Annotated in this window: 9 protein-coding genes; 8 read left to right on the forward strand and 1 reads right to left on the reverse strand. The window is 40.2% G+C overall.

Features of this window, described 5'->3' with window-relative positions; genetic code table 11:
- The 4 genes from H7U17_RS19855 (at position 1) to H7U17_RS19870 (ending at position 5,021) form a co-directional block, all read left to right on the forward strand.
- Complete coding sequence (locus H7U17_RS19855; RefSeq protein ID WP_186758595.1) at positions 1–1,200, forward strand: DUF5000 domain-containing lipoprotein; 1,200 nt, start codon at positions 1–3, stop codon at positions 1,198–1,200.
- Positions 1,201–1,226: 26 nt separating this feature from the next.
- A complete protein-coding gene (locus tag H7U17_RS19860; protein WP_186758596.1) occupies positions 1,227–2,426 on the forward strand; it encodes a DUF4998 domain-containing protein in 1,200 nt (399 codons plus the stop codon).
- Positions 2,427–2,581: 155 nt separating this feature from the next.
- Positions 2,582–3,451: an alpha/beta hydrolase gene (locus H7U17_RS19865; RefSeq protein WP_186758597.1), complete on the forward strand. Its 870-nt coding sequence runs from the start codon at positions 2,582–2,584 to the stop codon at positions 3,449–3,451.
- 4 nt (positions 3,452–3,455) lie between these two features.
- Entirely contained in the window at positions 3,456–5,021 is a 1,566-nt protein-coding gene (locus tag H7U17_RS19870; protein WP_186758598.1) for a carboxylesterase/lipase family protein, read from the forward strand.
- Positions 5,022–5,105: 84 nt separating this feature from the next.
- On the opposite strand, the gene H7U17_RS19875 is transcribed toward H7U17_RS19870, so the two are convergent.
- Positions 5,106–6,728, reverse strand: a complete 1,623-nt coding sequence (locus tag H7U17_RS19875; protein ID WP_186758599.1) for a family 43 glycosylhydrolase — start codon at positions 6,726–6,728, stop codon at positions 5,106–5,108.
- Between the two features lie 614 nt (positions 6,729–7,342).
- Here H7U17_RS19875 and H7U17_RS19880 point away from each other — a divergent pair.
- The 4 genes from H7U17_RS19880 to H7U17_RS19895 all read left to right on the forward strand — a co-directional run bounded on the left by H7U17_RS19880 (position 7,343) and on the right by H7U17_RS19895 (position 14,954).
- Positions 7,343–7,846 carry a hypothetical protein gene (locus tag H7U17_RS19880; protein ID WP_186758600.1) on the forward strand — a complete coding sequence of 168 codons (504 nt, stop codon included), beginning with the start codon at positions 7,343–7,345 and terminating at the stop codon, positions 7,844–7,846.
- 980 nt (positions 7,847–8,826) lie between these two features.
- Positions 8,827–11,181, forward strand: a complete 2,355-nt coding sequence (locus tag H7U17_RS19885; protein WP_186758601.1) for a glycoside hydrolase family 3 N-terminal domain-containing protein — start codon at positions 8,827–8,829, stop codon at positions 11,179–11,181.
- 12 nt (positions 11,182–11,193) lie between these two features.
- On the forward strand, positions 11,194–13,020 hold the full coding sequence (locus tag H7U17_RS19890; RefSeq protein ID WP_186758602.1) for a hypothetical protein: 1,827 nt from the start codon (positions 11,194–11,196) through the stop codon (positions 13,018–13,020).
- A 149-nt stretch (positions 13,021–13,169) separates the two neighbouring features.
- Positions 13,170–14,954: a right-handed parallel beta-helix repeat-containing protein gene (locus tag H7U17_RS19895; protein ID WP_186758603.1), complete on the forward strand. Its 1,785-nt coding sequence runs from the start codon at positions 13,170–13,172 to the stop codon at positions 14,952–14,954.
- Positions 14,955–15,344: the final 390 nt, after the last annotated feature.

The raw sequence follows: 15,344 nt of genomic DNA on the forward strand, positions 1-15,344 counted from the left end.
ATGAAACGATATAATAAAATAAATTGGATATGTTCCCTCTTTTTAGCAATGGGAATCCTTGCCTGTGAAGTGGAAGAAATGCACAGCCCCTATTCTAAGGGAAGTACTCCTCCTGGACCTGTTTTTGAAACTTCGGTGGAAAATATGCCAGGAAAGGCCAAGATATTCTATGCCGTTCCGAATGATCCGGATTTACTTTATGTAAAAGCCGTATATCAACGTAGCAATGGGGAAGAAGCAGAAGTGAAATCCTCTTATTTCAATAATTCACTGATGGTAGAGGGGTTTTCTGATACGCTTGACCATGAAGTCAAGCTTTATTCAGTGAATAGAAATGAAATGGAATCCGAGCCAGTTACAGTGGTCATTAAGCCCAAAAAAGCCCCCGTATGGGATGTGTATGAATCACTCGATGTCAAAGCATCATTTGGGGGTATACAAGTAAATGCGCTTAATCCTGAACGAGAGGACGTAGCGATTTTGATCATGGAAAAGAATGAATTAGATGAATGGGAAGTGGATCCAAACAGTATCTATACTTCTACCGATACCATTAATTATGCTTTGCGAGGCATGGATACGCTGGTTCATGAGTTTGCATTTACAGTTAGGGACAGGTGGTTAAACTATACGGATACTGTCTATGCAGACATTGCTCCATTTTATGAGACAGCTTTGTCCAAAGCTAATTATAGGGGAATGCAATTGCCTGGAGATTCACCCCATCACCCTTCCACATCTATGGCGGGCATGTGGGATGGAGAAATCATGAATTGGCCGTCCATATACATGACGCAGGCGGTCGTTTCTGGACCACATACCATTACATTTGATGTAGGAGTGGAAGCTAAAATGAGTAGGATAGTGATTTGGGATTATCCGGAATATTATAATGGAAGGACTTATTATTACTTAGGTAATTTGAAAGAATTTGAAGTATGGGGGTCTGACGATCCGCCATCTGATGGAAGTTATGATAATTGGGTGAAGCTAGGTACCTACTCTGCTACTAAACCTTCTGGTTTGCCTTTTGGTCAGCAGAGTGATGAAGACTATCGAGTGGCTAATTCCGGATTAAACTGGCAATTTGATATTGATGCTCCAAAAGTTCGCTATTTAAGAATTCGTTCAATTAGAAATTGGGGTGGAAGTACTTATATGGCGATAGGAGAGGTGCAAGTATATGGAGACCCAAGGTGATTTTATCAGTTTAAATGAGCAATAATATGAACATAAGATATATATTCAATAGATTGGCCCTTATCCTTCCTATGGCAATGATAATGGCCTGTAGTCAAATGGATGATTATAAGGAGTTTATTCCTGATGGGGAAAGGACTTATAGCGGAAAGGTGGATTCTCTTCAAGTAATAGGGGGAGATCATAAGGTAATGATATGGGGATTACTTACCTCAGACCCAAAAATCACAGAGGCGAGGATATCCTGGAACGCAGGAGCGGAGTCTATCTTGATTCCTGTTACCAAAACTTCTGGAGTGGATACACTTAAACATGAGATTGATGAATTGGAAGAGAACAATTATACTTTTGAAGTGGTGACCATCGATAATGCAGGCAACGAATCAGTTCCTGTGTATGCTACTGGATCCGCCTACGGAGATAGGTATATGTTGGCATTAAATAATCGACCAGTGGAAAGTGCCAATCTTACAGTTTGGGACCAAAATACCATTGTCCAATTCGGTGATCTCGATCCCTCGGCGGGTCCCCTGTACTCGGAAGTGACTTATGTGGATGCCGGTGGTATGGAACATACCCTGACAGTACCAGTGGAAAGTTCAGAATTATTGCTGGAAGGTTATCAGGTGGGGGAAGACTTTCAAATAAGGACCTTTTATAAACCTGAACCACATGCCTTGGACACCTTCAGCACTGCCTTGGACAATATTTCTCCAAAGGTCACTTATATGAAAAATATGCAGGTGCCCTTCGCAGCCAGCGAAAGAAGTGGTCGATGGGGAAATCTGGAAGGCTGGATCACCAATGATAATGCTAAAATCCACGGAGGTTATGGTGGATGGGATGAATGGAATAGTAATATATTTAATTTGGAGTCGGGATGGGGAGCTCCTGCTGTTACCAATGGTAAGATTTACCAGACTTTCGAAGTCCCAGCAGGTAATTTTACATTTAAAATTAAGGATCTTAGAGATACCAACCTTACGGAAGATGATGACGCTTATTTGGTGGTAACATTAGGAAGTGAACTGCCAGATGTAGAAAATATTGATACAGCAATAGGTTATGCCCATATCGTTACGGGGAAACCAATTGGAGACCTCAAGGTAGATTTTGAAATACAGGAAGGACCGGTCCAAATAGCCGTTGGGTACCTGACTACCCAGCCAGACGGGAGTCCCGGTAGGTATTGTAATATCCGGGCATTCGATTTTGTGCAGCATTAATGAAAGCGGCTTTCCTAAGATTAGAAGGGTTGGAAGCCTTTGTACTTAATAATTGAAAACAGCCCCCTCAAGTGTATATTTGGAGGGGGCTGTTTTTATTATTTGACAATAAAAGACCTATTTAGTCAAAGTTTAATACCTAACCTAAAACAATCATGAAATATAGCTTGCTATGTTTAGTCATCTCCTTGATATCCATTAGACTTGGATTTGCTCAAGCTGAAAAAATCAAGGAAATCGATGGAGGGGGGAGTGGTCCTTTTCCTGCCAAGGCCTTTTCGGAAAGGGCCATGAAAGATTTTGTGGTTTACCGTCCTGAGGATTTGGCTGCTGCTATTGAAAAAGAAGGAAAGTTGCCCCTTGTGGTTTGGGCGAATGGAGGCTGTATGAATTCCTCTATACACCACGAACGCTTGTTGACAGAAGTTGCCTCTCATGGTTATGTGATTGTAGCCATCGGTACACTACAGATGACCATTGAGGAAAGGATACACGAACATACCCCAGATAAAGAACTAAGAAGAGCGATTGATAAGGTTATAGAATTGTCCCAACAATCCGATAGTGAATATTATAATGTGCTTGATACGAATAAAATAGTCGCTGCTGGCCAATCTTGTGGTGGAGCCCAGGTCATATCCATTGCTGATGACCCTAGGGTAAAAAGCTATATGATGTTCAATTCGGGTATGGGTGATATGACCATGGCTGGGGCGAGCAAGGAATCGCTGAATTTCCTACATGGAGAGATTATATACATTGTAGGGGGAGAATCTGATGTGGCAACCGAAAATGCATTAATGGATTATGAGCGCATCGATCAGGTTCCAGTGGTATTGGCAAACTTGCTGGAAGGGGGCCATGGGGGAACATTTAATCAAGAATATGGAGGCTCTTTTGCGAGGATAGCTTTGGATTGGCTGAACTGGCAATTTAAGGAAGAGGACCATAGTGCTTTGTTCCTTGAATATGAGCTGGACAATTACCCCGGTTGGGAAGTAAAATCAAAGAACTTTAAGCTATAAACCTATGAACAATAAAATAGTTAGTTTCGGTATCTTGTTGATTACCTTTCTGTTAATATCAGCAGTTTGGCCTGGTAAAGATCTTTTGCAGGTAGAGGTAGCGCAAGGTGTATTGCAGGGTGAAGAAGAAAATGGCATAACGGTGTTTAAGGGAGTACCCTTTGCTCAGCCTCCTGTAGGAGCACTCCGGTGGAAGGCTCCTCAACCTCCAGTGTCCTGGGAGGGCATCAGAGAAGCCACTAGCTATGCGCCTTCGCCCTATCAACCCGGAAATCCTGCTTCCGGTAAAAGCGAAGATTGCCTGTATCTGAACATTTGGACTCCAGCCAACTCACCGGAGGATAATTTACCTGTCATGGTGTGGATATATGGGGGCGGTTTTAGTTTTGGTACCACTGCCGATCCTGTCACTACAGGAAAACACCTTGCCCAAAAAGGTGTGGTTGTAGTAAGCATTGCTTATAGGGTAGGTCAGTTAGGTTTTTTGGCTCATCCAGAACTGAGTGCAGAAAACCCCAATGGCGTTTCGGGGAATTATGGTCTTTTGGATCAAATCGCCGGTTTGAAATGGATAAAGAAAAATATCAAGGCCTTTGGAGGCAACCCCGATAAGGTGACCATCTTTGGAGAATCGGCAGGGGGGATATCGGTAAGTATGCTCTGTGCATCACCCTTGGCAAATGGCTTGTTTCAAGGGGCGATTTCACAGAGTGGAGGTTCTTTTGGGCCTACGCGCCCTCAGACTTTTCCCGGAGAAAACATGAAAAGCTTGGACCAAGCAGAAATAGATGGGAAAGCATATACCGAAAAGGCAGGAGCTTCCTCATTGGAAGCGTTACGTGAGCTTAGCGCTGCTAAACTGCCCTTGGGAATGGGGCTGGGCGGTGCTTGGCCGATAGTGGATGGCCATGTTATTACCGAGAACCAATACCATAGTTATCAAAAGGGGGAATATAATGATGTGCCTGTACTCATAGGTTATAATTCCGATGAAGGCCTTAGTTTTACCCGTGAAAGGAGCCCTGAGGAATTTATCAAGAATACTAAAACCCGCTATGGTCGGTTTGCTGATGAATTACTGAAGGTATATCCTGTGGGAGAGAACCATATCCCAAAGTCTGCAAGGGACCTTAACCGTGATGCTGCTTTTGGTTGGCATACATGGGCTTGGGCAAACTTGCAGTCCAAAACAGGGAATTCGAACGTTTATCTATATTACTTTGACCAACATCCCGAATATCCGAAAGATTCTCCTCGATATGGCCATGGTTCACCACATGGTCAGGATGTAGCCTATGTCTTTCAGACTTTGGATAAAGTAGGGGCTGGAAATAATGCATCGGATATAACGCTTTCCAATAAAATGGCTGCCTACTGGACAAATTTTGCCAAGCATGGTGATCCAAACGGTCATGGACTGGAAAAATGGCCGGTTTTCAACCATGCTAATCCTAAAGTAATGTACTTAACTGATCCGCTTCAAGTTGGGCCTGTGCCTAGTGAGCCTGCTCTCAATGTCTTGGATGAATATTTTAGATGGCGGCTGTCCTCTGAGGGAGCAATAAAATAAAGATAAGTTCTTGCTGAAAAAAAAGCTTTCATGGACAAAATTCCATGAAAGCCTTTTCCGTTTTTGGAATTTGCCCCTAATAAATTATTTCTGATAAGCCAGGACATTGCTAGGGACGAACGTTACATCGTCTATTTGACAACTTGCGCCTGCAGCTCCATGTGCAATAAATCCTATTTCAACTTTACCGTTGGTAACGTTGACTTCTTCGAGTCTTACGGTTTTCCAATCATCTGCTTGCCCCAAGTTTACACTTTTTTGATGTGCTCCGCTTTCGGCATAGGCTACCAATCGATCAAAACTCCCTGTGCTTTTGACTTTCAGCGATAGGGTATAGGTACCATCTTCCAAGTTTACATAAGGCGTAGAGGTGATGATCTGATAAACCTTTCTTTTGAAGGTGACCTGATCAGAGATATTCAAACTTCTTTCCCCAACGACATGCATTCTGTCTTCCTTGGTATTGGCATGGTTTAGCACAGGCGATTCTTCATCGTCAATGACAATGGTACTGCCTTGTTTAACCTCTGAATGCCACCCTAAAAGTTGTTCTTGTATGGGTTTTACGCCACTAGGTATGGCCTTTCTGTCAGCTTCAAAACTGCTGTTTTTTACAAAATTATTATCCTCCGCAACGCTCCATTCTCCTGTCGATTCATTCAAATCCCAAGAGTTTAGGGAGTTAAAGAATGGTGTCTCTCCGTCAAATGAAATTGGACACCATTGGTTATATCCCAAACCGTTTCCCGCAAAGTCTGCCCAGCGATCTCCACAATATATGACGGTTTCTTTTTTACTCCCTTTTACATTCACAAAAAAGCCTGTCTGAGTAATATGGGCATAGTCATCATAACTTCCCGGGGTAATCAACATTTTATTTTCAGGCAAGTATGGGCCTCGAATATCATCAGAAACTAAATAATAAGCTAAGGAAGAGTCCCAGCCGTACAAGTTGGAGGCAAAAACATAGTATTTGCCGTTATATTTTACCATGCAATTTCCCTCACGACCCTTTCCTTTGAATATTTGGGTGACATCAAGTAAATCCACTTTGCCGTCCTTTACACCGATTTCAGAAATATAAATCTTATGTCTACCCTTTCCATAAGAATATACTAAATAAGAAATACCTGTGTCAGGATCGGTGAATACTGTTTGGTCGCCTGTGTTAGGCGTACCGATCCTATCGGTCATGTCTAATCGGTTATGGCATTTGAAAGGACCATTGGGACTGTCCGAAAGGGCAATAAGCACATTGCTGTTATGCTGGACTAAAATGGCATATTTGTTCATTTCCTTTATATAGGCCACGCCCAATCTTCCCATCCAAAATACACGCTGGTAATTTTCTTCAACTTCTGCCTTATCCAGTACGGGGCCCTTAGATTTCCAGTTGACCAAATCCGTAGAGGTATAGCAGGTGACAGCCTTAAAATTGGTACGCTTATGGGTAACTGATGGATCCTCCCGGTACAATTCAGCTTCTTCATAATGTACACCATACCAATAGTATTTTTCTACCCCATCTTCAGGGTCAGTAAAAGTGAAAATGCCACCGCCTTGGCTATAAATGGGTTCACCATCTTGGGTGTCCCAAAATGTATCATTCTTAATATTATGTTTTTGGCCAATGGCCGTATGGCAAGCAAATAAAAACGTCAATGCCATAAGTAGTATTGTCTTTTTGTAAGCTATGTAATTGTTCATGATTTGGTTTATATGGGGTTTATGTGATTATATTATTGCATAATTATTTGTATGCCCTGAGTTAAGAAACTCTTTGAACTATGGGGTACTTGCGGTCTTTCATTTTTCCACTTTCCAGTCAGAATTGAAATTATAGATGGTTATTTGGGTATGCGGACAATGAAATAGGAGGAATTCTCCGATTAGTAAAAGGAGTTTGAATTTCATGGTTATTATTGGAAATTGTTAAAAACTTATCTTCTGTAAAAGGTTAAGAGTAACAAAAACTAATTGCATCTGGTATTTAGAATTATTTATTAGAATGGACCTCGCAATTGAGATATATGTTTAAGTTCTATTGTATAAAATAAATTATCAGCTATTTAAGCTCCATAAGTACCAAGGGAGAGTTAAGTATGACCAATAACATATTGATATAGGTGGTTTTCGTATAATTTCCCCTTTATATTACTTATCAAGAAAATTAAATGAGAATTTTAAAAAAAGTATGCTGCGGTGTGCTGATGATGTATTGATATTATAGTAAGATATAGCTTTTATACAAAAACCTCTTTTAAACCTCCAAATTCGGGGGATTCAGAAAATTCCTATCGAAATACAAGCCCAAAAAGGGTATGATAGACTTATTAGAAATCATCTTTAATCAAGCTTTTTTAAGCGAAAATAAAATTGACCTGAGCGAAAAAAGAAAGCTGAAATCAGCCATAGAAAAGCTGGAACAAAAGATTTCCAAAATCAGGGATTTGTACATTGATGAAAAACTGGATATTGAGGATTATCGAATGGTAAAAAGAAGTTGTGAAGAGGAGATAGAGCGCTTGGAAGCCAAAGGGACAAAAATCGAATCAATCATTACCCAAGATATTCCAGAAAAAGTCAAAAAGGCCCTTGAAATGGCTGAGAGTCTTGATCTACTTTTTGATACTGCTGATTTGGGAATTAGAAGAAAGATAATTGATTCGATCTTCCCCGAAAACATCGTTTTTTACGGTAAGCAACATCGAACCGCTCGGGTAAAAGGATTCTTTCTAGCTATTTATCAGATTAACAGTATGATAGCCTTTAAAAAAAAAATAAGTCCAAAGTCGAAAAAAATCAACTTTGGACCGAGTTGTTGACCACTCGGTACTTGTTTCGAACCGATTTGTGGAGGATTTGGGAATAATTTCGAAACTTTCTGATGAAATTAATACAAGGATAATTGTTTATGAGCCTATTCGCTGGACCAGGAGTTGCCTAGGGCGAACTCTTTATTAAATGAAATTGGTATGATTAGTTAGAAATTTAGCACTGGTTTCAAGGTTACTATATAATAGTTTCTAAATAAAACATGTATCCATATTTGCTGCAATTAAAAATGAAATCGATTTCATTTTTAATTGCTTTATGTATATTTGTGGTATGATAAATAGATTCATTTAGTCTTGTATTTATTGTGTATACCGTTTTAAGTCCATATGATAATGTTTGAAATCGATTTCTTTAATAGTTTAAGTTTGTTGAGATCAATTTAGCAGGAACTTACAAATCCATCTTTTTCAAAAAATGACTATACCTAAAAAAAATCATGATTGCCATCGGTCTTGGATTGTTAGACTAATGAAGTTAACCTATATGAGAGGATTATTATACGTTTTATTAATGATGAGCTGTTTTTTGGAGGGGAATGCCCAATATTTACTTTCTGGTTTCCTTAAAGGCAATAACAATAATGCCGGAACTGAAAAACGTCTTTTAGAAACAATACAAAGAGTTTTGGAAAAGGTCCAGGATTTAACCTCTTTAGGGTGTAATCAAGGTTTAGTAAAGTGGTTTTGATTGGAGAGGGGAGTTGCATCGGTAGGGAAATTGCACTTTCCGAAAAAAAAAAAACTAGTGTTGGGGTCAGGTTAGGGTGGGAGTTTATTCAAAAGTGAATGGAAAAGTACCTATAGCTTTAACTTAATGCGATTGGTTTATCTAAAATAATATAGAATAATTAATGAATGGTTTTTTTACCCATTTTAATTTGTTGCAAAAAATGCTTCTGAAATAGTTGTATTCAGTTAAGTCGTATTTAGGAATATGGGTTTGAATAAAAATAATAAATAAATTTACAATGATTAAACAACAGGTATTTATTGGGTTCTTAGCTTCAATTTTACTCATCGGAAAAGTGATCGCCCAAACACATGAATACCCTTATCAGAATCCTAAAATCTCAAAGGAGGACCGTGTTAAAGATCTATTGTCCAGAATGACCCTTGAGGAAAAAATAGATCAGCTTTCCATGAAGAGTTTGAAAGATCTTAAAATGGATGAAAATGGTCAGGTAACAAGTGCCTCATTGGAAGCCTTATTTAATGGAGGGAGCATAGGCTGTTTGGAAAGTCCATTTATCGAACATGATAAAATTGCCCAGTTTTCAGAAGCAGCAGATCGGTATTTACGGGAAAATACCCGTTTGGGAATTCCTGCCATTCAGATTGCAGAATGTTTACATGGTCAGATGGCCCTTGGAGCAACCATTTTTCCACAAGCTATTAGCCAGGGCAGCACCTGGAACCCTGAATTGGTTTTTCAAATGGCAGAGGTGATTGCTGGAGAAGCTTCATCATCCGGCGTGGATCAGGCTTTGAGTCCCCTGTTTGACTTGGCCAGAGATCCAAGATATGGACGTTTGGAAGAATGTTATGGGGAAGATGTTCATTTGGTTTCCAGAATGGGAGTGGCTTTTGTTACCGGTGTCCAAGGGGCTCCTGAAGTGACGAAAACACATATTCCAGATGATTACTTGATGGCTACTGCCAAACATTTTGTAGGCTATAGCGTGCCTCAGGCGGGGATCAATATCGCTCCAGCTATTGTGGGAGAAAGAGAGTTGAGAAGTAGGCATTTGGTGCCCTTTGAAGCGGCAGTGAAGGAAGCCAATATATACAGTATCATGCCGGGTTATCATGAGGTGGACGGTGTGCCAGTTCATGCTAGCGACTGGTTATTGACGGATATTTTGAGAAAAGAATGGGGCTTTGAGGGCTATGTCTTTTCCGATTATACCGCCATCAATATGCTTGAGTTTTTCCATGGAGTGTCCCAAAGTAAAAAAGAAACGGCCCATATGGCATTGACAGCAGGGGTGGAACTGGAAGCCCCATCAAGATATGCCTATGGAGAATTGAAAGCATTGGTGGAAAGTGGAGAAATGGATAAAGCGGTTTTGGACCAAGCTGTGGGAAGGGTTTTATTGTCCAAGTTCAGGGCTGGTTTATTTGACAAGCCTTATATTGTCCCAGCGGATATACAAAGCAAAATCAGAAAAAAGGAAAGTGTAGCACTGGCCAGGAAAATGGCCGAAGAGTCGATCATCCTTTTGAAAAATGATAATAATCTACTTCCCCTTAAAAAAGAGGCTTTGAAATCCATTGCTGTAATTGGTCCAAATGGGGATCAGGTACAGTTTGGAGATTATTCGGTTACCAAAAGCAATGATTATGGAGTGACCTTATTGGAAGGTATAAAGAGTTATGTGGGCACTGATGTAAAGGTTAACTATGCCAGAGGTTGCGGAATCACTGATTTAGATAAAAGTGGTTTTGAAGAAGCTGTTAAATTGGCGAATGAAAGTGATGTGGTGGTTTTGGCAGTAGGTAGCACCAGTATCATCTATTCAGGTATTGGTTGGGGTAATGATCAATTGGACAGACATAATACCTCTGGAGAAGGATTGGACAGAACCAGTCTTGAAATCCCTGGGGTGCAACCTGAACTAATAAAGGAAATTCAGGCAACTGGTAAGTCTATCGTGTTGGTAATGATCCACGGTCGCCCTTACTCCATCAATTGGGAGAAAGAAAATATCCCGGCCATTTTAGACGCTTGGTATCCAGGTGAAGAAGGAGGGAATGCTATTGCCAATATATTATTCGGTGAAGCCAATCCTTCTGGAAAGCTAACAGTTTCCGTGCCTCGTTCTGCAGGTCATATTCCTGCTGTTTACGACCATAAACCTTCTGCAAAAGGATATTATAAGCAACGTGGTACATTAGAAAAACCAGGAAGGGATTATGTGTTTTCTACCCCTGACCCTTTGTTTGAATTTGGTTATGGACTGAGTTATACCACATTTGATTACAGTGATTTGAAAATTAAAACTCCACATCTAGAAAATGGTGAGTCGGTGAAATTTTCAGTTAAGGTGAAGAATACCGGTGATCTTAAGGGGAAAGAAGTTGTCCAAGTGTATGTCAGGGATAAAATCAGTTCCATCACTACTCCAGTGAAACTTTTGAAAGCCTTCCAAAAACCAGAGCTGGAGCCAGGGGAGGATATTGAATTGGAATTTGAAATACCTTATGAGGAATTGAGTCTATGGAATCAGAAGATGGAAAAGGTGGTAGAGCCGGGTGTTTTTGAGATTCAGGTGGGCAGTTCCTCACAGGATATCCGATTGAGGGGAGAGTTTGAAGTGAAATAAAAGAAAATGAATATGTTTTTTCGAAATCTCATTATGGTCATCATGTTTGCTTTGATGATGGGCTGTGACCAAGAAGGCAAACAAGCTTTGGAAGAGCATAGTGCTAGCCTTCCTTATGTGATTGATATGGTTTATAATAATCCCGGAGAAGCACTTACGCAATCTGCCTATAATAATCCAAGCTTTCTTAAAGACCGGGGATTTAATGGCATGGTTGGCCATTGGTATGTAAACTGTGCCATTGATTATGATGGCTTCGAAGCGGGAATTATACCAAAGGGAAGTGAAGAAAGTAATTGGATTGAACAAAAGGCGGAATGGATTGATGAAAGGCTTGCTGAAACAGAGTCAGCGGGTATTGAGGCATATGCGTTCACGGATGTTTTTGTTGCTCCAAGGTCACTATGGGAAAAGTATGGTGATGAAATGGGAAGTCAGGAGACCGGCCATTCTTCCACTTTGGGAGGAGAGGGGAAAAAAGCAAGGAGGCCTAATATCCAATATCCCATGATTGAAAAATTGATCAAGGCTCAAATTTCCGGGATTTTTGACCGCTTTACTGATTTAGATGGCCTTGTGATAAGATTTGGAGAGACATATTTGCATGATACCCCCTTTCATATGGGGGGGAAGCCAGTAAGAGAAGGAGAAGAAGGGATTAAGGACCATGTGAAATTATTGAATATTTTACGTGAGGAAATTTGCGTAAAGCGTAATAAAAAGCTCTTCTACAGAACTTGGGATTTTGGTTGGTTCCATACCCAGCCTGATGTCTATCTGGCCATCACCAATCAGGTAGAACCACATGAAAACCTGATATTTTCCATCAAGCATACAAAGGGAGACTTTTTAAGGACATTTCCATTTAATCCCACTTTAGGAATAGGTAAGCACGATCAAATTGTAGAGGTGCAATGCCAAAGGGAGTATGAAGGAAAGGGAGCCCATCCGAATTATATAGCAGGGTCTGTGCTGAACGGTTTTGAGGAATTTGAAGGGCAAGAAGGTCCGCAGGGCTTAAATGATATCAAAGATAACCCTCAACTCAAAGGGGTTTGGACCTGGTCAAGAGGTGGAGGATGGAAGGGACCCTATATCAAAAATGAACTTTGGCCGGATCTGAATGCCTATGTTTTGGGGCGCTGGGCAAATAATATGGCATTGGAAGAATCTGAGCTAGTGATCAAGTATGCTATGGAAGTGCTTGGAATGGATCAGGAAGATGCAAAAAGGTTTCAAAAGATCGCAGAGCTTTCGCCAAAGGGAGTTCTGTTGGGAAGAAGTAGTAAGCTGACCAGGATTAACCCTTGGTGGATCAGGGACCAGTTTATGGGAGGAGTAACAACGGATGAATTTAATGATTTTACGGAGGAGGCTTGGGGAAAGACCAATGAGGACTTTGAAAGGATATTAGCCGAAGGGATTGAGGAGGAAATCATCGAAGAAAAGAAACAGGCGGTAGATATTTGGAAACAAATAGAAGTCTTGGCTCAGGAGGTGAAGAGTGGGGATGAAAAGGCCATTGAATACCTTCAGGTTTCGTCCTCATATGGTCGTATCAAATACAGTATTATTCAAGTCGGTTGGGAAATTATGCTAAGGGGACTTAAAGCAGAAAAGACTGGTAATTGGACAGAGCCCAAAATAGAGACACTTTATGAGGAATATAGGTCCCTGTGGGTAGCGTTCAAGGACTTAAAAAATGACCATCCAGAATCAGCCAGTTTATATTTGCCTTACAGTTTTATGTTAGGCACAGACAGTTTACATGGAGAAGAAGGGATGGAAAAGGCCGTTAATCATTATTTAGGTGAGTTTGAAGAAAAATCTTCAAAATAATGATGAAAGTGATTCAGGCCTTTATGTAAAAGTCAATTGAATTTCCTTGTCATTATTTGGGAGGTCATTAAATGAAAAATAATTTAAACCTGCTTTCTGAGAAATGGTGGGGCAGTATTCCTTAGAATTAATAAATTAAACTAATTCCAATGAGATTATTATTTATAGCATTATTTGTAGTGTTGAATGCCTTTTCTGTCAAGGCGGATGAGATAAAGAAAGGTAAAGAAACCAAGTTTTTTGTGGCCACAGATGGTAATGATAAAAATCCTGGGACAAAAAATAAACCTTTTGCCTCTTTTGAAAGGGCAAAGCAGGCTGTAAGAGAATTGAAGTCTGAAGGAGATGTGATTGTTTATATTAGAAGGGGTAGGTATGAGCTAAGTCGAACTATTGAATTTAATGCAAATGATGCTGGTAGAGATAGTTTTAAGGTGATTTATAAAGCTTATGACCAGGAGAAACCTGTACTCAGTGGAGGTAAGAAAATAAGGGCCTGGGAACTTCATGATGCTGCGAAAAACATATACAAGGCCCATGTGGGGTATGATGAGTTTCGTCAACTGTATATTGATGGAGAGCCGGCTGTAAGAGCAAGATTTCCTAATAAAGAGTCAGAAAGTAATTTTGGTCCTTATTTGAGAATGAAAGGAGCGGATGTGGCAAAGCAGCGCTACAGGATTTCTGTCGATGATTGGAAAGAGGTGGAAGAGGTTGAAAATAAGGAGAGAATGGAATTGGTGGTTCAGCCCCATTGGATCCATCACAATGCCCGTTATAAGAAACATGAAGTAGAGGGTGAATTTGTTTGGCTAAGTCCTCAGGATACTGAAAGTGCTAGCTGCTTTAATAAGGGGGAAGGCTTTTTTAATAATGCCGCTTTTCATTTTGAAAATGCTTATGAGTTGATTGATCAGTCAGGAGAATGGTATTTGGATAGGAAAGAAAGTGTATTATATCTGAAGGTAGACCAAGGCCTGGAAGTGGAAAGTTTGGATATTGAATATCCGATTTTGGATGTGTTGATTTCGGTAGTGGGAAGTAAGGAAAGTCCAGTAAAAAACTTGGAGTTTGAAGGAATTAGTTTTGAATGTACCAATTGGATCAGTCCTTCTGAAATTGGCTTATCGGCTACCCAGTTTGTTCAGCCTTATTCCCAATCCTTTAATAGGACATATGGAAACAAGGCATATCCACAGGCGGCTATCAAGGCAATAAATGCGGATAGCTTTGTGTTGAGGAATTGTGCCATTCGAAAAACTGGAGCCAATGGCGTGCAGTTTTTTGCCAATGTGGATAATGCTGATATTGAGGGCAATCTTTTCGACCAGATAGGGGCAAATGCCATTGAGATAGATGTGCATGCCAAGATGAATGCAGGGGAGGATGAAATGAGTAATAATTTAGCCATTTGGAACAATACAATTACTCGTTGCGGTAGAAGCTATACCAATGGGGGAGGGATTCTGGCCCATAATGTCAATGGCATGATAATAGAGCATAATGAATTGTATGATATGCCTTACAGTGGCATGCAGATAGGTGACCAGCCAGGAGGATATAATGATACTGGCTGTCACAGCAATATTATCAGGAAAAATCACATTCATCATGTTGTTCAATTACATGATGACGGAGGAGCCATTTACACCCTTGGAGGAAATCAAAGAGGAACTGTCATTGAAGAAAACTATATCCATGACATTGAAAGGAGCCCTTGGGCAGGTGATTGGTTTGTAGATGGGGTTTATTTGGATAATTACTCCCAATTTATCTTAGTGCGAAATAATGTGATAAAGAATTCTCCAATTGGAGGTTCTCATAATCATTCCCGAAACAATACTTTTGAGAATAATGGTGAGAAGATAATGGGCTGTGATTCTATTATAGAAAAAGCAGGACCACTGCCAGGTTGTAATCCTAGGAAACAATAGTTTATTGAGCTAAAATTACCCGGGTGTTACAAGGGGTAGATTTGAGCAATACATGAACCTTCCTTCTTTTGTAAGTACCCAAGTGATTTATTAATCCTAACCTTAGATTAATAAACCAGTGGAATCTCTTCCATTTACTGGAAAAAATGGTTCAAGTCACATAGGAGGATTTTTCAGATTAAAGAAAATAAACAGCTTAAGCAATAAGGGCTAGGCTTCTATATTGAGTAACCAAGTAGCTGAAATTGATAATACTGCCTGAACCTTGCCTAATAGGTTCCTTGGCTATTTCCCTACTTAGGGAGTAGGCTGTTGTTTAGTTGGTTTGAAGGAAAGATATTTGGAAATCCTTGTTAATTACCTCCAGTATTGGCTTTTAATATTTATCCA

The sequence above is a fragment of the Echinicola salinicaeni genome (assembly GCF_014280965.1).
Lineage (GTDB): Bacteria > Bacteroidota > Bacteroidia > Cytophagales > Cyclobacteriaceae > Echinicola > Echinicola salinicaeni.

Coding starts and splice junctions, on each gene's coding strand:
- H7U17_RS19865 (WP_186758597.1), top strand. CDS start 2,582: ATGAAATATAGCTTGCTATGTTTAGTCATCTCCTTGATATCCATTAGA.
- H7U17_RS19880 (WP_186758600.1), top strand. CDS start 7,343: ATGATAGACTTATTAGAAATCATCTTTAATCAAGCTTTTTTAAGCGAA.
- H7U17_RS19875 (WP_186758599.1), bottom strand. CDS start 6,728: ATGAACAATTACATAGCTTACAAAAAGACAATACTACTTATGGCATTG.
- H7U17_RS19870 (WP_186758598.1), top strand. CDS start 3,456: ATGAACAATAAAATAGTTAGTTTCGGTATCTTGTTGATTACCTTTCTG.
- H7U17_RS19855 (WP_186758595.1), top strand. CDS start 1: ATGAAACGATATAATAAAATAAATTGGATATGTTCCCTCTTTTTAGCA.
- H7U17_RS19885 (WP_186758601.1), top strand. CDS start 8,827: ATGATTAAACAACAGGTATTTATTGGGTTCTTAGCTTCAATTTTACTC.
- H7U17_RS19890 (WP_186758602.1), top strand. CDS start 11,194: ATGTTTTTTCGAAATCTCATTATGGTCATCATGTTTGCTTTGATGATG.
- H7U17_RS19860 (WP_186758596.1), top strand. CDS start 1,227: ATGAACATAAGATATATATTCAATAGATTGGCCCTTATCCTTCCTATG.
- H7U17_RS19895 (WP_186758603.1), top strand. CDS start 13,170: ATGAGATTATTATTTATAGCATTATTTGTAGTGTTGAATGCCTTTTCT.